The following is a 20,190-nucleotide window of genomic DNA, read 5'->3' on the forward strand; positions in this document are numbered from 1 at the left end:
TCTATAAAATAGACAGGTGTAAACCTACCTGTTAGCCGTTAAACAATCATTTTTCGAGTGTTTTTACAGTTATCATCTTTAAGAGCGAAACCACTGCACCCTAAAAACTCACCGTGCTTAGATTTGCGTTTACGCATTTCGCGACCACACTTTTCACAAATTGGGTGCTGCGTTTTACACTCTGTATTCACACATTGTGAGTACGTGTTTTTATCAATCGATGGGCCACTACAGCTTTTACACACTCGTAATTTAGTTTCGCAAATTTGCGTATTAGTACAACTATAATAATCACCATATTGACCCGTTTTTGGCACAATTAAACCGTCGCTGCACGTACTACACTGTCTTTGCTTTAGTTGCGACTTATTAAACAACGTTGAAGCGATTTGAATGGGATAATTGTCATTTACTAATTCTTTTACAAACGCTGAGCATGCATAAGGGTCTGCAATTAAATACGCTTTATGTTTAGCACGCGTAATACCTACATAAAGCAAACGCCTTTCCTCTGAGTGAGTGAATTCATCTTGCTCTGGTAATAACGACTCCACCAGCACATTATTTTGATTATCGCTAGGAAACCCTAATTTACCTTGTTCAAAACCAATAATAATACAGTAATCGGCTTCAAGCCCCTTAGCGCTATGCAATGTCCAAAAATAAAGAGAGTTTGTATGCTTTTTATCTTTTAAATGTTGCTGCACGCTATTTAACATGTATCTATATCTACTAAGTATGGCAATGCTCGCTGATGCATCATTTTTTTGAATAGTGCTTATGCTCTGTTGTACTTTCATTTCTATCGATTTAGTACCTTGGTATAAATCGTCTAATAAAATAACTTGTGGTGTGGTTACTTGTGTATGTGTGCTGATCTGCTTTTTATATTGCTCAGGGTTTTGCATTACAAAACGCCCTGCTACATCACTAATACTATTGTTATATCTAAATGTTTTTTGCAGCATAGTAAGAGAGTGGCTGCCCACTAATTCATTAAAGCGTGTAGTAAGCGCTAAATTACCACCCGAGAACCGATAAATTGCTTGCCAGTCATCACCAACAGCAGTAAAGCGTATTCCGTTACCATGTTTTAATATGGCATTTATGAAAGCCATGCGCGCGCTTGATATATCTTGAAACTCATCAACTAAAATGTGGCTCCATGGAATATTAAAATCTCCGCTTACTATCGCCTTTGTTGCTTGAATAATCATGTCGTCAAAATCAATGGTACTTTGCGCGTTTAGTTCATTTATATAAGCATCATGAATTTGCACTAACAAGTTTGCATATTGCTGGTAATTTTTAATACCACTTTGCTTAATGCGCTGTTCTATTTGCTTATTACTTAGTTGCTCCACTCGAATAGCTTGTAAACATTTTATGTACTTATCAATCCCTTGCTGTAACTGCCCTGAGTTATTTAAAGTATGAAATATTTCGTCGTTACTTAAAGGTGTTAATTCAACATTATGCTTCTTTAATTGCTTTGCGAGGGTTTGCTCTAGCTTTCCTTCTACCCAGTTGTAATGAAAGGTCTCGAGTAAGGTGGTGCCATTTTGTTTATGCAGTTTGCGCTTAAATGCAACTTGCTCGTTATAATGTTTTTTATCTATATCGGCACGTGTATTCCCTTGCCTATCAATGCCAAAGTGCTCTAGGTAAATATCATATTGAGGTATATAAAAGTCTGGTTGGTATTGCCCACTTAGCTCTGCGCCTTGGCTAAAGTGATAATTCACCTCATAACTGTGCGGTACGCAATTCAAATGTAGCCAGTTTGAAATAAGCACTTCCTGATAACTTTTTACTTTATGACCCGCAAGGCTACGGTATTCGTTATCGCGTACGTACCGCTCGTACTGTGCATTATCTTTAAAGCTAAATATATCAATCGGCTCATGGAGTAAATCTAAAAATGCTTTTAAAAACTGTGGTTCGGTTTGTATTTTTTTACTTACCCACCCAGTTAACCAACTATTTAATTGAACTGGGTCAGTTGCAAATTTTGATAATTCGATTGGCTTTTTAGCACTTTGTAGTAATTTAAGCCCAAGCGCATGAAACGTTAAAATAGTGGGTGCTTTGGTATGCAATTTTGCATGCGTGGCGCGTTTAATAAAGCGCTCTTTAATCTCATTTGCTGCTGTTTTATTATAGGCCAGCACCAAAATTTGCTCAGGCTTGGCAATATTGCATGCTATTAAATCTAAAGACTTTGCTACCATCACAGATGTTTTACCTGTGCCTGCTGCCGCTAATACTAAATTTTTATCGTTATCGCGTATTACCGCTAAGCGCTGCTCTGTTGTTAATGGATTTGACTCTACTTGATTAAAAAAGTCATTTTTAAGAGTTAGTTGTTTTTTTTCATATTTATGGCGCAACTGTGCAATTGCATCGTGAGTATTGGGTGTGGTGCTTAGTATATTTAAAAATTTAATACTACTTGGCGATAAGTGTTGTTGCCACACACTTGTACTTTTAGCGTACTGCTTGGTAAGCAAAAACACATCATTATTAAGTGTTTTTATGGAACTATCACGTAAAAACTCATCTAAAGCATAGCGCTTAAGCGAAATCTTTGCGTTATTTACCTTTTGCTCAAGCAGGGTTGAAAACCGCGTGTTAAGGGCCGTATTTAAAGCGTTCGCTTGTGATTTGTTTAAAAAGCTAATTGATGTATTGCTACTGTCGCACAAATTAATTTTGGCGCTAAATAAACGGTTTTTAAGTATTGAGTAATTATAAAAGTCTTTAATTAAAAATGTCCGTGCGGGAGCACCTCTAAAATGCACAACAAGGCGCTCTTGTTCAATAGCTACGTGTTTAATACGGGTAAAAAAACGGCCTAGCCAACTTGGAGTAGCAATATACTGCGCCATAATACTCAATATGAAGATATGCTTTACCTTAATTGTAACATACTCTTTTGTAATACATTTAGCGCTAAATCGATGCTTACTTAGTAAACAATTTAATTGGTAAGTTAGTTTTTAAACCTAGTGGTTAATACTTTATTTACAACCACTAACAAATTTAAACATTTATAGATAGCTTGTTGTGTAACAATGCACATATACAAACTTACACTTCATATAATTGTTAGGTATATTCCCAATTAAACAATTATTTACAGCCTAATTAAGTGGTTTAAAGGAGCTAACATGCTTAAAAAATGCATTACCACAACGGCTTTAATTTTAGCATTATGCGCTTGCACGTCAGAAACAGAGTCGGATTTAGTAAAAACACAAGGTATCTGGGCAGGTTTTGAACTAGTTTCTGACGGTAACCGCACGCGTGTTAACGCAGAACTAAATGCAGGCGATGCTAATGGCTCTAACATTGTTTTAAGCGATAGCGACTCATTACAAGCTGTTGTTAATACCACTGCTATTGTACTTACAAAAGATACCGACTTTTTAGACGTTGATTACCAAGCATATATAAATGCCACTGACGATAACCAACAGTTTGATATAAAATTTAAACGGGATGATGGCATAAATGCTAATTCGAGCGTGGAGTTGCCTTTAAATTTTATTATTTTAACCCCGAGTAACAATCAAAATTTTGATATTAATAGTCCCCTTACAGTTCAGCTAGATGGCACTGATCCTAATAGTACTAGCCAAGTAGAACTTAGCAGTAGCTGCACTAACAATAATAATGAAACACTTTTACAATCAACGCTTTTTGCGCTTAACACTTCGCGCCTTGAAATAGATCTGCAAAGTTTAGATATGTTTAGCAGCTCGCAAGTAGATCAAGGTAAAACGTGTGATTTAACAATTAGTGTTAAACGCGATCGATTCGGTAGTATTTCGGGTGAATACGCAAACCAAAGCTATATTAAATCCCAGCAATCGCGCGCTATAAAAAATATGACTTTAACGTTTTAATTTGCACGCTAATTTACTGAGCGTTAAGCTACGCCTTTATTAAGTAACTCTACCAATTGTAATTGCCCTCCTTATTTATAGGAGAGCTAATAACAATTGATATAAAGGTTTATTATGACTAACAGCACATACCCTATTGGCACACCTGGACAAAAATGGAATAACAGCGATAAAGCCCAGTGGTTAGCACGCCAAAACATTAAACGCAGTTACCAAAACGAAGTCGTAACGCTAATTAATGACCTTAAGAGCACCTTAGATATAGAGCAATACGGCGAGCTTAATTACACCGCTGGCACTTACCCATTATATATATTAAAAACGCCTAACTTTAATGCTAATAAACCAACTGTTTTAATCACCGGTGGTGTACATGGCTACGAAACCAGTGGCGTACATGGCGCACTTAGGTTTGCTAAGACATCGGCTATGCAATATTGCGAACAGTTTAATATTATAATTGCACCCTGCATTAGCCCTTGGGGATATGAGACTATAAACCGCTGGAACCCAGATGCTATTGATCCTAATCGCTCATTTTACGAGGGAAGCCCAGCTCAAGAATCAGCCGCTATTATGGCGTTTGTAAAATCATTAGGTACTGACTTAATCGCTCATATTGATTTACACGAAACAACAGATAGTGATAACAGTGAATTTAGACCCGCACTCGCTGCGCGTGAAGGCACTACAAATACTAACTGGAACATACCTGACGGGTTTTATTTAGTTGCAGATACCAAAAAGCCTGAGCCGGAGTTTCAAAAAGTCATTATAGAAAGCGTTGCAAAGGTAACTCATATTGCACCGAGCGATGAAAATAACCAGCTAATAGGCGTACCTCAAGAGCAATTTGGCGTGATTAACTATGCAGCACGCGATTTAGGTTTATGTATGGGCTTTACTGATGCACCCTATGTAACCACTACCGAAGTGTACCCAGATAGCCCAACTGCCACCGATGAAGAATGTATTTTGGCACAAGTAGCCGTTATAACGAGCGCGCTAAATTACATTAAAACCTCTATATAAGATTAATCACCCCTTCAAATACGGGTATTCATTAAATTCGATACCCGTTAAAACAACTATGCACAAGTAACAACTTAACAACTTAACAACAAAAAATAACCCAAAAAAACTGGTTTTATTGAATTTAAAGGTATAAGGTTAGCCTTCCCTCAAATTCAAGGAGTATACATTGGGGTTTAAAAATAAATATGGACAGGTAAGCCTTTACACTGAAAATAACGTTGTTATCGCTCACTTTACGGGATACATCACCTCAGGGCTTCTTCGTGCGTTTAAAATTGAACTATGCGAAAAAATAAAGTCACTCAAAAATCAGCCTTGGGCCTATATTAGTGATTCTTTTGATGTTTTGGCTGCAACGCCTGAGGCAGAAAAAGAAATGATAGATATTAGCCATTTAATGAAAGCAAACAACTGCCTAAGTAGCGCGTTTGTACTCACATCAGCTATCGCTATAAATCAAATGAAGCGCATTTTAGAGTGTGCAAAAAGAAACGTTAATTTTAGTGAGTGCATATTTACCGATTTAGATAGCGCTAAACAGTTTATCTCTCACAACTTAAAAAGTAAGCAAGGCCAACTGATATAAAATAATTGACCTTGCTTTATCAATCTTAGTTTTTGTAAAACTGACTATCTTTGGTTATCGTAATGCTGGCGTTTTCTTGCGCTGTTACAATAAATTGTAACTTACTCACTTTACGCTCAATATCGTAACCATCGGCTGTTACAGTAACGGGGACTCTTTTCATCGTCCCAGGCTTTACAAGCGTAGCTCTCGGACTTGAGAGCGTTGCTCCTGGTAAACCCTCTATGGCAATACTGTAATGCAGTGCTTGCTGCGTTTTATTAATAATAGTAAGTGTATAAGGGTTTTCTACAAGGCCCTCGTAGTTCACTCTATAAAGCGCATTCCTATCGCGTAGTACTGAGGCTTCTATTGGTGTACGTTGCAGCATCCATGCAAACATAGAAATGATTAACAAAGCCGTTAATGCGCCGTACCCTACTAGTTTTAACCTAAATGGATTGGTTTTTTTACCTTCCATTTGTTTTTCACTCGCGTATTTAATTAAGCCTTTTTCGTAACCAAATTTCTCCATGGTATCGTCGCAGGCATCAATACATAAGCCACAGTTTATACATTCATATTGCAATCCATTTCGAATGTCTATTCCTGCAGGGCATACCTCTACACACAAGTTACAGTCTACACAGTCACCTAAGTTAAGCTCTTTTGGATCAGCTTTGCGTTTACGTGGCCCTCGGCTTTCACCTCGCTCGTTATCATATGTAACAAGCAACGTATCTTTATCAAACATAACAGCCTGAAAACGAGAATAAGGGCAAGCAATTGTGCACATTTTTTCGCGTAAAAACCCTGCATTGCCATAAGTACAAAAAGCGAATAAAAACACCCAAAAGCTCGTTATACCTGACCATTCAAACGTAAGCATTTCCATATACAAACTTTTTGCCGGAATAAAATATGCCATAAACGAGGTCGCAGTTAAAACTGAAATAATAATCCACGCACTGTGCTTAGTTATTTTTTTGCGCCAAGTGCTTAGCGTCCACTGTGATTTATCTAATTTCATTCGCTGATTTCGAGTGCCTTCTATGCGTTGCTCTACCCACGAAAACATGAGCATCCATATAGTTTGCGGGCACGTATAACCACACCAAACCCGACCAAGCCAGTTAGTTACAAAAAATAATGCAAAAGCCCCCACCATAAATAGCAGAGCTAAAATCATAAAATCTTGAGGAAGGAGTGTTAGACCAAAAATAGTAAAGGTTTGCGTTGCCACATCAAGCAGCACAGCTTGTTGTCCGTTATATTGGATCCACGGTATTGCAATAAAAGTTAGCATTAACAGCCAACCTAAATTACGGCGTATGCGCTGAAAAAAGCCTTTTTGCTCGCGGATATAAATTGGCCCTTCGGTGTTATAGGGCTTAATGATCATGTCTTCTTCTTTGATATCAAACTTCATAGTACTTGCTTCATAATGACGGGTATTAAGCAAGTATTTGCAACTTTCAGACCAAGCTGAAACTTTATTTACATCATTGATATTAAACAGTTTATTTCAACGCAATAAAATAAAATTCGCGACATTAAACGCGATTCGCGATATATCACGATTTTTTAGTGATTCCTAACTTTCGCATTTTTGAGCGTAGTGTACTCTCAGGTAAGCCCAACTTAACTGCTGCCCCTTTATCACCCGATATTTGCCAGTGCGATAACGCGAGAACAGAGGTTATATGCTGCTTTTGGGCCTCATCAAGCGTAAGTGAAGGGTTAATAACTACTTCACCACCCGCTTGCAAAGGCTGACTTAGCTGTAGTACAGCCTGATTAGATAAAATAGCTTCGCGTTCAAGTACATTTTGCAGCTCTCTAATATTGCCTGGCCAATTGTAGGCTTGCAGCTGCGTAATTGCTTTTTTACTTAGCCCTTTTAAGTGTTTACCCAGTCGTTTATTTATCTGCGCAATTAAATTAGCGCATAAATAAGGAATATCCTCTTTTCGATCTTTAAGGGCGGGTACTTTTATAGGAAATACATTAAGCCGATAATACAAATCAATTCTAAACGTGCCTTTTTGTACCATTTCCCACAGGTCGCGGTTAGTCGCTGCAATCACTCTAATATTTACTTTTAGCGTATTGCTGCCACCCACACGTTCAAACTCTTGTTCTTGCAGGACTCTCAGTAATTTACTTTGCGCCTCAAGTGGAAGCTCTGCTATTTCATCTAAAAACAAGGTGCCTTTATCAGCAAGTTCAAAACGCCCTTTACGGCGTTCATTTGCACCTGTAAACGCGCCTTTTTCATGGCCAAACAATTCCGACTCTAGCAAACTTGGGGTAAATGCGGCGCAATTTACTTTTATAAAGGCTTGTTCGCTACGCTTGCTTAGTCGATACAAATTACGAGCTACTAATTCTTTACCCGTGCCATTTTCGCCAAGTATAAGCACTGTGCTGTCGGTTTCGCTTACCAGTTTTATTTGATCTAACATGGTTTTAAATATATGACTTTGTCCAACTAGCCCTGAGTCTTGCCAATCTTCGTTAAGTTCTGCAATTAAGTAGTTGTTTTCATCTTTTAGCTGCTCACTTAAATGCTTTACTTGCTCAAGTGCCTCTTGCAGTGCATTTTGTGTTTGCTGTTGCAGTGATATGTCGCGAAATACCGCTACAGCACCAATTAACTCATCATTTTGATAAACCGGTGTTGAGGTGTATTCCACTGCAAATGAGCTACCGTCTTTACGCCAAAAAACTTCATTTTTAACTTCACGACGTTTTCCGTCAAACATGGTGCAATATATTTGGCATTCATCAGCGGGATAAGGTGTGCCATCAGCATGAGTATGGTGATGATATTGGTGTATTTTTTTACCTAATAACTCGTCTGCTCGCCAACCTGTCATGCGCTCAGCGGCAGGATTAACAAACACCGCATTACCCGACAGGTCAAAACCGTATATGCCCTCACCTACTGCGTTTAGCAATAATTTAGGATCGTTTAAAAATTGTTTTATCATAAATGTACCTCGCGAAATATCGCGAGCATTATGGCAATTTTATACATTAAGTGCACTCATTACTTAAAATGCACTTACGTGTAAATTAAAACGCTATAAATAGTGCTGAAATAGCGTTTTTACATCTATTTTTGCACCTAGCCTTGCGGCTATTAAGTAAAGTCCTGCAAGTTTTCGGTGAATAAATAGCGCATCAACGGGCGGTGTATGCCATTGCTGAGATTGCCCACTAAGAGCAAGCCCTGCATTTTTAATTTTGAGCGCTAGTTCGCTATTTTTAAAATCAAACTCCCCTTCTGCTCTCAGTGGCTCGCACGCCATTAAGAATAAATCAATGACGTTGTTTTTATACTCATCAACTAAGTCATTTTTAAAATAACCAATGTGTGAAGCCGCTCTAAGTACACCTTCTCTGTTGTTTTCACTACCCGCTTTAAATAAAGCTAAATAAGCGCGGCTAAGCTCGGTTGACATTTCTCGGGTGGCGCCAAAATCAAATAAAACAATTTTTTGTGTATCAAGCTGATAATGAAAATTGGCAAAATTAGGGTCGGTTTGAATTAATTTAAATTCAAACATTTCTTTAAAAAACAAATCAATCAGTTGCTCTGCAACAAAGCTTTTTTGACTATCAGGTAGCTCTGTAATGCTCTCAATAGGTTCTGCTTTTATATACTCCATAGTTAGCACTTGTTGTGTGCTGTGCTCTGGATATACGTTAGGCACTTTAAAGTGGGGATTAGTTGCTAATGCATTTTTATAACGTATTAAGTACTGAGCCTCACGTTTATAATCAGCCTCGGCTAATAACTGTGCCTTAGCCTCACCAATAAGTGGTTTAATATTAAGATCTTTTGGCAATAATCGAGAAATCGTTAATAAAGAAATAACGTTATCTACATCACTTACTACACTTTTTGCAATACCAGGGTATTGAATTTTAACAGCAAGCTGATCGCCATTTTCTTTATAAGCTAAATGAACTTGCCCTATAGAAGCCGCTGCAAAAGGTCTTAACTCAATATGAGAAAAACGCGCTAGCCACTCATCCCCCCATTGCTCTTTTAACACTTCAACAAGCTGCTTATGAGGCATTGGATTCGCGTCTGAGCGTAGTAAAGCAAGTAACTGAGCCAATTCAGGACTAAGTAAATCACCGGCATCCATTGAAAGTAATTGCCCGAGCTTCATTGCAGCGCCACGTAAATGTGATAGCTGTGTGGCTAGTTTTTCAATGTTTTTAGGTTGTAGTAGTAAGCTTTTATTGTCCCAACCTTTACCGGTTAGCGCGCTCTTAGCGCCATCAACTAACATGTTGGTAGCAACACCTGTTGCGAGTGAGCCTAATTTTGCAAAGCGAGAAAGCCGAGAAGTGGGAACAGTACGAGGAGCCGCCATAATATTAAAACCTAATTAGCCTGAAAGTCAGGCTAATTAATACGTATATTGTAAGTAGGTAGATCTACTTATAGACGAGGTACTAGCTTAATTGCACCTTCAACCACTTTCATATCAAGTGGAAGTTTACTGAGTAGCATCATTTTAGGGTCGTCCATATTTAATGTATAAACAGGGTTAACCGCTAAAAAAGCATTAATAACATCCATTGCTTGGCTATCAAGTGCACCTAAATTACCTTTGAAACCACCGGCATCAACACTCGAATCAAGTAATTTAATATTACGTAAAAATACCGCTTTTTTCTCACTGTCGTAAAATGGGCTGCCTTCAATTTGTAGCTTTAAACGCACTGGGTATTTAAGTGCGAATGCATTAATTTCAGCGCTTGAATCGGCACCAAGCACAACAACATCGCGGTTATCAGGTCCAATATTTACACTTAAGTCGTTTACATCAAACTGAACCGGCAAACCCATTAAGCTTACTTTTTCACTTAACTTTGGTAATTGCTTACCCAGTACAGACTCAACCTCAGAGTTAGTAAATGAATATACTGATATGCCTTGCGTGGTATTACAGGCAGTTAAAAATAACGCTGCAATAATAACTAAAATTCTCATGAGAACCCTTTTGTTTATAAATTAGTGGTACATAAAAAAGCCGCTATTAAAGCGGCTTATTAAAATAGTAACCAGCATATATTACGCTGGTTTTAGTGCATTAAGCTGCAAGTGTCGCTTTAAGTCGCGTTAGTGTGTCAGGTTCAACTGAACCAGCACTGAGCGCTAATAACTGTTTTAAATAATAGTTTAAATCAGCATGTTCGCCACGATGTTTGTCATCTAACATGGCTACTTGTTCTGCCATTCTAAGTGACTTATCACTTGAACTTACGTTCGCTAATATTTCCATGCGCGTAATAAGTTGATCCCTATTTAATGCTGTTTTAAGTGGTGCTTGATACTGACTTGGCAACGCTTCATTGTTTTCAAGTGCTGTAATTAACGCATCTAGATTAGCTTGCTCTGATTTGCTTGTAAGCAATGCAAGTTTATCGTCAATAGCTGCTAGTAGCTTAGTAACTTTTGGCGCTAACGATCTAAATTGCGTGTACCCTTTCACTTTTGTTTCTAGGTCGTGCAACTGTGCTCTTTGATTTACATCGCTAAGTGCTGCTTCAAGCTCAGCAAGTTCTGCAACTGCTTGTTTATCTGACTCATTTTGATCAAGTTTTTGCTGCTCAAATTCACTACTACGTTTAGTAAATGTTTCATCGTTAAATTGACGAAATTTTTGCCATAACGCATTTTCAGCTTTTAAACCTGCAAAACCAATTGTTTGCCATTGCTGCTGCATTTGCTTCAACTCTTGGCACGCAGCGGCTAAATCATCGCTTTGTGATAATTGCTGCGCTTTTTCTACTAATTCATTTTTAAGTAAGGCATTACTTTTATGAAATGCGTTTAATAAAGCCAGTACTTGTTGTTGCTCGCTTTTATAACGATCGTTTAGTGTACGGTATGTTTTAGGATCAACTTTACCTACACTGCGCCACGCTTTGTTTAAACGATTGTATTGGCTTTCATATTGTTTCCAATCAAAGTCATCCTCAGCCGTAGGCTGTAAATGAAGCGCGTGCATGTCGCTAATAATACTTTCGCGTTGTGCTTTTGAGGCCTCGCGTTGTACTTCTTGCTCTGCAAAGTAACTACGACAAGGTGCAAATAACAGCTCGATTTTTTCATCAAACTGCACGCCTTGTTGCTTTTCTTCATCTGTATCTAAACGACCTAACTCATTCCAACGTTTACGTAGTACTTTTACTTGCTCTGCGCGTTGTTGTGGGTCAGTACACTCTTCACTTACTAATGCACTTACTTCTTCTAATAAAGCTTCACGCTTTGGTGCTGCAGCGTATTTTTGCCAATCTTTAGCATCTGCAAGTTGCGCTTCAAGTTCCGCTTTTATATTTACAAGCGGCTGTTGATATTGCTCAGTGAGTGTATTAAATAACTCTTCAAACCCTTTAAACACGCCAAAGGCAACATTAAAACGACCTTCTTCAATTAGGCGTTTAACATCACGAGCTTTGCGTTTTGCTTGGCTTTGGTTTTTTTCAAGTGGCTTAACTAGCTCACTCATTGGTGCTAAAAATTGCTTTTTATGCGTATTTAACTGTGTTTTAAACGTACTTTGCAGTGCACCATCTAAAATATTTAAATGACTACGCGCTGCTTTAAAACCATTATTAAATTCAGTTAGAGTTGCATCGTATTGCGCTAAATCTTCTGCTGGCTTAATTTCGCATAATGCTGCAAAAGCGAGTTTGTACTCTTTAATAGCCGTTGTTAGCTCAGGTAACTTAGCAACTTGAGTAAATAGTTTTTCTAACTTGCTTACAGCCAGTTTAGATTGTGCATTCTTAGCAAGTTCTGTTTCGCTAATAGCTTGCTTAGCTTGCGCTACTTTTGCATCAAGCCAATCTTGCTGAATTTGCTCTGGTGTTTCAAGGCCTAGCTGTAAGGCGTTTTCAATTTCTTCACTTAACGCTTCAACAGTTGCAAGCGCTAGCAATTGGCGCTGTTGTAGCGCTAATTTTTGCTGCTCTTTGTCGTGTACCGCTTTTAGCTGTTCAATGTGTGCATCTAACTTAGTGGTAATCGAAATATATTTTTCGTCAAGAAGCTTAACACGCTCATCACTTAGCCATTTGAGCTCAAGTGCTTGCCACTGGGCCATTAATTCACCGGCTTGTGGATTTACAACACCAAAATCTGTTTTTTCACGTAAGGCATTTAACTTAGCTAAAATAACACGTGTTGCACTTTCAACCTGCAGTGGCATTTCAATTGCTAAACGCTCATTTTCAATATGCGTTTCAAGTGCTGCTTTTGCACCACCATTCGCATGCTTTAATAATGGCTTAATTAATTGATGAGTAATAACAAGTTCAACTAATTGAGTTTGTAGCTCTTCGCTACCTTCTTTAAATGCTTTTTCTACTAGTTTTGGATTTGCTAAACGTTTTAATAATTTAACGCGTACTTGCAGTTCTTTTTCTGCAAACGCTAACTTTTCGAGTGTTTTAACGGGTGCAAAACGCTCTATGTATTCGTTTTTAATTTGCGGTGTTAGTGCACTCTCGCTATTTAAAACAGCATTAGATATTTGAAGCTCTGCTATATCTTTTAATGCTTGATCTTGTTTATACGCTTTCCACCAAAGTGGTAACTCGTTTACTTTTTGTAGTGCTTTGCGGCGTATTTCAGCTGAACTATCTTCAAGTGCTAACGTGTTTAATATGGTTGCATCACGTTCAATGTCTAATTTTTCGATAGCATCAAGACGTACTTGTTGCTTAGGGTGTTTCCATTTCGGTGTAAAAAGGTGCTTAAAGATCATGTTCACTAAACCTAGCTATTTCGTTGTCTGATTTAAATTCTTTTTGTAGTTGAGCTTTTGTCTTTTGGATCATTTCACCATTAGCACCAATCGTAAATTGCTCGTTTGATTGAGCCACTTTTGCTTGATACAACATAACCAACTGCACTGTTTGTTGCTTTTGCTCGTCTGATAAAACGGTACCGTCTGGCCATTTGCCAGTTGATGCACCGTATTGTAAGCGTTCGAATAATTCGGGAGTAATATTTTGTACAAGATTGTCGATATTCATGTCATTTTTTCTTTTTTAGAGTCACTAAAACAATTCGGTTTATAAGATACCAAATACACCCTACGCCAATAGCCGCAGTATAAGCATACCACTGAAGCGTTTTTTCTTGCGGTTGTAAAAAGTACAAACAGAAAAAACCACCTAAAAATAAGATAAGCGCCAAAAAGGAGTGATTTATAAACATCTGCTTTTTTTTAATTCGCTGTTCGCGCTGAAGTTGCAAAACTTGCTCGTCGTTTAGCTCTGCAATGTTGCTTTCGCAATGCGGACATTGCTTATGTTTATCTGAAATTGATTTTGCACATTTTGGGCAACGAATAATCGCCATACTTCTCTCCATACTACGCATAAAAAAAGCGCCTTTCGGCGCCTTTATTGTACTTGTTTTATTTCTCGTTGTCTTTTTTGAATTCAAACCAATAACTAATTTTGGGGCGATAATTTTCCAAGTTGCCCACTAAGTTTAATTACTCTGCGTCTTTTGACTGCTTCTCTAAGCGTTTTTCCCAGAACGTGGCGTTTTTAATGCCTAATTTAACTGGATCAAATATGATTTTTCCGCCTTTTTTCTTCTGTTCTTCATAATCGCTCAAACATAACAAAGCAGGCTTAGCTACGAAGAAAATAGCTAAAATACCTAGTATGTTGATCCAGGCCATTAAGCCAACGCCAATATCACCAATAGTCCAGATATAACCTGAATTGTTTACCATGCCGTATGCAACCATAAACATAATCACAAACTTCACGATAACAAGCGGAATACTGCCTTTAAAATAACGATTTAAGTAAGCAATATTAGTCTCTGCAATAAAGTAATAAGCAAGTATTGTGGTAAAAGCAAAGAAGAACAATGCGATGCCAACAAATGCCTGCCCAAAGCTACCAAATACACTAAATAGAGCCATTTGCGTAAAGGCTGCTGAACCCACTTCAGTGGCTGCATCAACATTTTGAACAATAAATTGCCCTGCTGGTAACTCACCCACAATATTGTATTGCTGCGTTATTAAAATCATTAATGCTGTTGCAGTACACACAAAGATGGTATCAACGTAAACAGAGAAAGCTTGTACTAACCCCTGTTGAGCAGGGTGATCAACTTCTGCAGCGGCTGCTGCATGAGGCCCAGTACCTTGGCCTGCTTCATTAGAATATATACCGCGTTTAACGCCCCAACCAATAGCAGCACCAAAACCGGCCTGCGCAGTAAACGCATCACTAATAATTAAATAAAATATATCACCCACTTTATCTAAATTTAAAAATACTACGATTAGTGCCAATACTATGTAACCAAGCGCCATAAATGGCACTACTATTTGCGTAAAGTTCGCAATACGCTTTATTCCGCCGAAAATAATAAACGCCAAAACAATAAGGATAATTGCCAAAGCGACCAATTTAAAGCTGCCTACGTCACCAAAGCTAGTAGAAACCATATTGCCATCGCCAAACACTTGAGTAAACGCATTACCTACCGCATTTGCTTGTACGCCTGGCAGAAAAACACCACATGCAATAATTGCCGAAACAGCAAATAAAACAGCTAGCCATTTTTGCCCTAAACAACGGTCAAAATAATACGCTGGACCGCCACGATATTGCCCGTTTTCTTCTGTTTTATAAATTTGGCCTAAAGTAGATTCTGCATATGCGGTACTTGCACCTAGAAAAGCAACAACCCACATCCAAAAAATAGCACCTGGTCCACCAAAACCGATAGCTGCTGCAACACCTGCAATATTACCTACGCCAACTCGTCCAGACAACGATACTGCAAGGGCTTGAAAAGATGAGATACCTTTATCAGACGTGTTTGGACTAAATAATAACTTACACATTTCTTTAAAATGTCTAACTTGAGCAAATCGAGTTAATACTGAATAAAACAAGCCTGCGCCTAGGCATAAATAGATGAGTGCATTACTCCAAACAACATCATTAACAGCGCTTACAAAAGCTTCCATGGATATCCTCTATAGTTATATTTATTATTTTTAATTACGAGACTCTGCTTTAACTACTACGCAACATAAGTTTCACGAAATAAGGTTTTACCTCTCCCGTCCCGACTCATTATTTAATTAATCTTAACTTAAGTACCCCAACTTTGTTAACACTTAATTTTCAAAATATCTAATTATGTAGCTATTGCAAGGCACTGCATCAGCAGTATTTAAAGGAAAGTAGATTGATTTGTACCGATACGGTGATGATACGCGGCGAAGAAACGTTAAAAACGTTTTGGAATGAAGTTGCTATATGATTATTATTTTTTGTAAAAGGGGTTTTACTAAAAGCAAAAAGGGCATCAAAACTATTGATACCCTTCAAATAAATGTTTTATCTTAAATTATCAACAACATTAACAATTGCCGCTAACGTATCTTGACCAAATTGATACGAACGACGGTCTGACCAGCCATAGTCTGGATCAGGTAAATCGTTGTTGTCTTTAAATGGCATTTCAATTGTGTACGTTAATGCTTTGAATTCTTCAGCAGTAGCTGATGAACCTACCGTAAGGTTAGCTTTGCCGGGCTCATCTTTTGGATAGCCATGCTCATCTTGAAACTCTGGTGTAATAGTTAAAAGCGCAGCTTTAAAGCTATCTTCAAGGCCTTTAAGACGAGCATCATAACTTGGAATACCTTCACTGCCTGCCACAAAGTTATACGGAATAGCTTCATCGCCGTGTATATCTAAGTGCATATCTAAGCCAGCTTCGCGCATTTTATTTAGTACTAGGTAAACCTCAGGGCTATTTTCCATGCTTGGTGTCTGCCATTCACGGTTTAAGTTAACGCCTTTAGCATTAGTACGGAGATGTCCGCGTGCGCTGCCATCTGGATTCATATTTGGCACAACGTAAAACACTGCTTTTGATAGAAGCGCAGCTGCATGTGGGTCTTCGTCATCAAGAAGTTTGTGCAGTAGACCTTCAACATACCACTGCGCCATTGTTTCACCTGGATGTTGACGTGCTGTGATCCAGATGTTTTTCTTATCTTCACTTGGCTCACCAATTTTGAGCACACTCATATCGCGGCCATCAAGTGTTTCACCAAGCGTTATTAATTGGCAAGCGCCTTGGCTTTGTGCCCAAGACAATAAATCTAAATGGCGGTCGTAACTGTATGGCGCAAAGTAAGCAAAATACACGCTGCCGCACTCTGGTTCAATTTCAAAGCTTAATGTGCCATTTTCATAGCTTGATGGTACACGAAACCATGTTTGGCGGTCATATGATGCAACGGCTTGATACCCTTCCCAACCATCTGGGTAAGCTGATTTATCAAGCTCATTAATATTTAACTTATGCAATTGGTAAGGCGTTGTTTCAAGACGAAAGTGAAACCACTGATAAAATTCAGACTGGTGATCTTTATTAATTTCTAATTGAATATTTAAAGGATCGGTGGCTTCAATAACTTTGATATTACCACTGTCGAAATTGCTGCTGATTTTCATGAAAAAACCTTTAGGTTGAATAAGTTTATCTGCTTATTAATTCACAGAACTGACATTATTTTGTAAATAGTAAAACGAATGTGCATTTTCTTAATTAAAGCCTATCACAAGGCATACGCTTTAAAAATAATACACGACCAAAAAAGCCAGCAACATGCTGGCTTTTAAGTCACTGCAAATAAATTAGCGAGGTAAGCTTGGGAATGACACTTCGGCCATATCGCGCATACAACGAACTACTTGGCAGCTGTAACCAAACTCATTGTCGTACCATACATATAAAACAATACGGTTATCTTCAACAATCGTTGCTTGTGAATCAACAACACCTGCGTAACGGCTACCTACTAAATCGGTAGAAACAATTTCCGTTGATGCTGTGTAATCAATTTGGTCACGTAAGTCTGAATGAAGTGCAGTATCGCGTAAAAATGCGTTTAGCTCTTCAACTGATGTGCTTGTTGCTAAGTTAAGGTTCAAAATAGCTAGCGACACATTAGGTGTAGGTACGCGGATTGCGTTACCTGTTAATTTGCCTTCAAGCTCTGGTAATGCTTTTGAAACCGCTTTTGCAGCCCCTGTCTCAGTAATTACCATGTTAAGTGCTGCGGCACGGCCACGGCGCTCTGCTTTGTGGTAGTTATCAATAAGGTTTTGATCGTTCGTGTACGAGTGTACAGTTTCAACATGGCCATTATTAATACCAAACTTATCGTTTAGTGCTTTAAGCGTTGGTGTAATTGCATTGGTTGTACAGCTTGCTGCACAAACAATTTTATCTTCAGGTAAAATATCTTTGTTATTAACACCATATACGATGTTTTTGATATTACCTTTTGCAGGAGCTGTTAATAATACTTTTGCAGCGCCCTTACACTCTAGATGCTGGCCAAGGCCCGCTTCGTCTTTCCAAATACCGGTGTTATCAACAATTAATGCATTGTCGATACCATATTGAGTGTAATCAATTTCGCTAGGAGAGTTAGCGTAAATAACCTGAATGTAGCTACCGTTGGCTTTAATTGCGTTACGTTCTTTATCAATAGTGATTGAGCCATTGAACGGACCGTGAATTGAATCACGACGCAGTAAGCTTGCACGCTTTTCAAGATCACCCTCTTTACCGCCACGCACAACAATAGCGCGCAAACGTAAATCTGAATATGGACCTGATTTTTCAATTAATAAACGCGCTAGTAAACGACCAATACGACCAAAACCATACAATACAACATCGCGTGGTTCCTTCGCTGGTAAGTCAGCTATTTCTGCAAGTTCATCTTTTACAAATTCTTCTACTGAGCGGCCTTTTGCAGCTTCAGTGAACAAATAACTATATGCAAGCTTACCAATATCAATACGTGCAGAGTTTAATTCCATTTTGCTGATAGCTTCTAAAAATGGGAAGCTTTCACGCAAACGTAACTTAGTGCCTTCAAACTGAGCAACGGTTTTGTGAGATTTGATAATATCGATAGTACTGGCATTTACGAGAGGACGGCCATATACAGCGATTTCGATACCACGATTACGGTAAAGTTTACCAATGATTGGTTGCATGCTTTCTGCGTAATCTTGGCGCTCTTGCCAACTATTTGTGTATTCTAACTCGTGAGATGAGGTCATTTTATTTACCTAAGTTTATCATTTTGAACGGATAGCCTTTAAAAATGCACTATATTTTGAGAGTAATGCACTTCAGGCAGGGCTATTCTAATTTAATCTGAAGTTATTCTCTACTGTTAGGCGTTAAATGATTGCGTTAGAATAACAAGGTAGATATTCATTTGGGGTTAAGGGATGCTTAAAAAAGCAAGTGTACTATTAGGTTTGCTAACGTTGACAGGGTGTGAAGAGCCCTTGACACTCGCACAAGTGTGCAAAGAAACACCTGGCTTTTGTAGCGACTTAAACAAAGACAGCCACTGCAAGGATGAACGTTCTGATGTAATTATCAAACGTTACATAGAATACAAAGACCCTACTGATGAAAATAAATACCAATTACTCAAGGACTTTGAATCCTATAACCAATGTATAACTGTGGCTGCCAAAATTGAACATATTAAGTTAAAAGCTAAAAAAACGTCACGTATTGACGGTCAATTAACGAGCATTAAAGAAATGACTCGCTTATATCAAGATACCCAAAATACGAACCATCCAGGTTTGCTCTACTACCAATGGTCACGAAATAATAACCAAAACGCACTGACTAAATTATTGGCGATAGAAAATGACAAAAGTGTAACGCAAAGTGCCGAAATGCAATTTTTTTTAGCATCGTACTATATTAAGTTCGACGATGAAAAAACCATTGATTTGCTTTATAAAACTTTAGAGCTCAATAAAAAAGACAACGTACCGAATCCTGAAGTGTATACATCACTTATTAGTCTTTTTTATAAACATGATAAATTTAAGCATGCATATATATTTTCTAAAGTAGCGCAAATGTCGGGGATTGAAAATATTGACGTGTTTGAAATTGAGCAGCAATTAATAACGAGTGGTAAAAGCTTAGACAGCCTAGATGTACTTGCAGAGCAAACATTTCAGCAAATAATGGCAGGTGATTTTGTATCTCCTCGAGAGTTTTAATTTATAATCGCAAAAATAACCTAATACCAATCTGCTTATATATGGGGTCTATTTAACGTTAAGGAAATTACGCTAGAACTAGGCAAAAATTTTTGTATCTAGTTGTTCTAAATAAAACATTTTTAACGACGTTATAGTGCAATTTAATTCGTTAAATTGATCAAAGATTTATGCAGGTTGGTATAATTTAATAACTAGGTTATTCAGGCAAATAAAAAGGCAGCTTACGCTGCCTTTTTTTATTTTGCTTTGCTTGTGCCCACTTCTACGCGGGTTTTAAGCTTTTGACCTGGTCGAAAAGTCACCACGCGACGTGCCGAAATAGGAATATCTTCGCCTGTTTTCGGGTTGCGGCCTGGTCTTTCTTTTTTGTCTCGAAGATCAAAGTTACCAAATCCAGAGAGCTTAACCTGCTCGCCTTTTTCTAGCGCTGAGCGGATTTCTTCAAAAAACGCTTCAACTAAATCTTTGGCATCTTTTTTATTGATCCCGAGCTTTTCAAATAGGTGTTCAGCTATGTCGGCTTTAGTAAGCGCCATA

16 protein-coding genes are annotated in these 20,190 nt (G+C 38.2%); 4 read left to right on the forward strand and 12 right to left on the reverse strand.

What is annotated here, in order from left to right; genetic code table 11:
* Positions 1-38 precede the first annotated feature (38 nt).
* A complete protein-coding gene (locus tag L659_RS0110630; RefSeq protein WP_024590536.1) occupies positions 39-2,888 on the reverse strand; it encodes a UvrD-helicase domain-containing protein in 2,850 nt (949 codons plus the stop codon).
* Positions 2,889-3,170: 282 nt separating this feature from the next.
* On the opposite strand from L659_RS0110630, the gene L659_RS0110635 reads away from it, so the two are divergent.
* From L659_RS0110635 to L659_RS0110645, 3 genes are all read left to right on the forward strand, one after another.
* The gene (locus tag L659_RS0110635) at positions 3,171-3,908 is read left to right on the forward strand and encodes a hypothetical protein (RefSeq protein ID WP_024590537.1); all 738 of its coding nucleotides are present in this window, start codon (positions 3,171-3,173) and stop codon (positions 3,906-3,908) included.
* 114 nt (positions 3,909-4,022) lie between these two features.
* Positions 4,023-4,940, forward strand: a complete 918-nt coding sequence (locus L659_RS0110640; protein WP_024590538.1) for a M14 family metallopeptidase — start codon at positions 4,023-4,025, stop codon at positions 4,938-4,940.
* Positions 4,941-5,109: 169 nt separating this feature from the next.
* Positions 5,110-5,529, forward strand: coding sequence for a hypothetical protein (locus L659_RS0110645; protein ID WP_024590539.1), 420 nt, complete (start codon positions 5,110-5,112; stop codon positions 5,527-5,529).
* Between the two features lie 25 nt (positions 5,530-5,554).
* Here the strand turns inward: L659_RS0110645 and ccoG are convergent, their stop codons facing one another.
* The 10 genes from ccoG to L659_RS0110695 all read right to left on the reverse strand — a co-directional run bounded on the left by ccoG (position 5,555) and on the right by L659_RS0110695 (position 18,675).
* Positions 5,555-6,937 (reverse strand): cytochrome c oxidase accessory protein CcoG, encoded by a 1,383-nt coding sequence (ccoG, locus tag L659_RS0110650; RefSeq protein WP_024590540.1) that lies wholly within the window; start codon positions 6,935-6,937, stop codon positions 5,555-5,557.
* 145 nt (positions 6,938-7,082) lie between these two features.
* Entirely contained in the window at positions 7,083-8,501 is a 1,419-nt protein-coding gene (locus L659_RS0110655; RefSeq protein WP_024590541.1) for a sigma-54 interaction domain-containing protein, read from the reverse strand.
* Between the two features lie 93 nt (positions 8,502-8,594).
* Complete coding sequence (locus tag L659_RS0110660; protein WP_024590542.1) at positions 8,595-9,899, reverse strand: ABC1 kinase family protein; 1,305 nt, start codon at positions 9,897-9,899, stop codon at positions 8,595-8,597.
* Between the two features lie 68 nt (positions 9,900-9,967).
* Positions 9,968-10,522 (reverse strand): DUF1439 domain-containing protein, encoded by a 555-nt coding sequence (locus L659_RS0110665; protein ID WP_002960677.1) that lies wholly within the window; start codon positions 10,520-10,522, stop codon positions 9,968-9,970.
* A gap of 100 nt (positions 10,523-10,622) precedes the next feature.
* The gene (locus tag L659_RS0110670; protein ID WP_024590543.1) at positions 10,623-13,304 is read right to left on the reverse strand and encodes a DUF349 domain-containing protein; all 2,682 of its coding nucleotides are present in this window, start codon (positions 13,302-13,304) and stop codon (positions 10,623-10,625) included.
* Positions 13,294-13,575, reverse strand: a complete 282-nt coding sequence (locus tag L659_RS0110675; RefSeq protein ID WP_007378333.1) for a YeaC family protein — start codon at positions 13,573-13,575, stop codon at positions 13,294-13,296. The genes L659_RS0110670 and L659_RS0110675 overlap by 11 nt, the downstream gene beginning before the upstream one ends.
* 1 nt (position 13,576) lies before the next feature.
* Positions 13,577-13,903 carry a hypothetical protein gene (locus L659_RS0110680; protein WP_007580349.1) on the reverse strand — a complete coding sequence of 109 codons (327 nt, stop codon included), beginning with the start codon at positions 13,901-13,903 and terminating at the stop codon, positions 13,577-13,579.
* Positions 13,904-14,042: 139 nt separating this feature from the next.
* Positions 14,043-15,545, reverse strand: coding sequence for an alanine/glycine:cation symporter family protein (locus tag L659_RS0110685; RefSeq protein WP_010554016.1), 1,503 nt, complete (start codon positions 15,543-15,545; stop codon positions 14,043-14,045).
* A 376-nt stretch (positions 15,546-15,921) separates the two neighbouring features.
* On the reverse strand, positions 15,922-17,049 hold the full coding sequence (locus L659_RS0110690; RefSeq protein WP_024590544.1) for a M14 family metallopeptidase: 1,128 nt from the start codon (positions 17,047-17,049) through the stop codon (positions 15,922-15,924).
* Positions 17,050-17,232: 183 nt separating this feature from the next.
* On the reverse strand, positions 17,233-18,675 hold the full coding sequence (locus tag L659_RS0110695) for a glyceraldehyde-3-phosphate dehydrogenase (RefSeq protein WP_010554014.1): 1,443 nt from the start codon (positions 18,673-18,675) through the stop codon (positions 17,233-17,235).
* A 174-nt stretch (positions 18,676-18,849) separates the two neighbouring features.
* On the opposite strand from L659_RS0110695, the gene L659_RS0110700 reads away from it, so the two are divergent.
* Positions 18,850-19,650 (forward strand): DUF2989 domain-containing protein, encoded by an 801-nt coding sequence (locus L659_RS0110700; protein ID WP_024590545.1) that lies wholly within the window; start codon positions 18,850-18,852, stop codon positions 19,648-19,650.
* 239 nt (positions 19,651-19,889) lie between these two features.
* Here L659_RS0110700 and ihfA read toward each other — a convergent pair whose 3' ends face one another.
* Positions 19,890-20,189, reverse strand: a complete 300-nt coding sequence (gene ihfA / locus L659_RS0110705) for an integration host factor subunit alpha (RefSeq protein ID WP_002960690.1) — start codon at positions 20,187-20,189, stop codon at positions 19,890-19,892.
* Position 20,190: the final 1 nt, after the last annotated feature.

This window comes from Pseudoalteromonas sp. S8-8, from assembly GCF_000497875.1.
Classification (GTDB): Bacteria; Pseudomonadota; Gammaproteobacteria; order Enterobacterales; family Alteromonadaceae; genus Pseudoalteromonas; species Pseudoalteromonas arctica.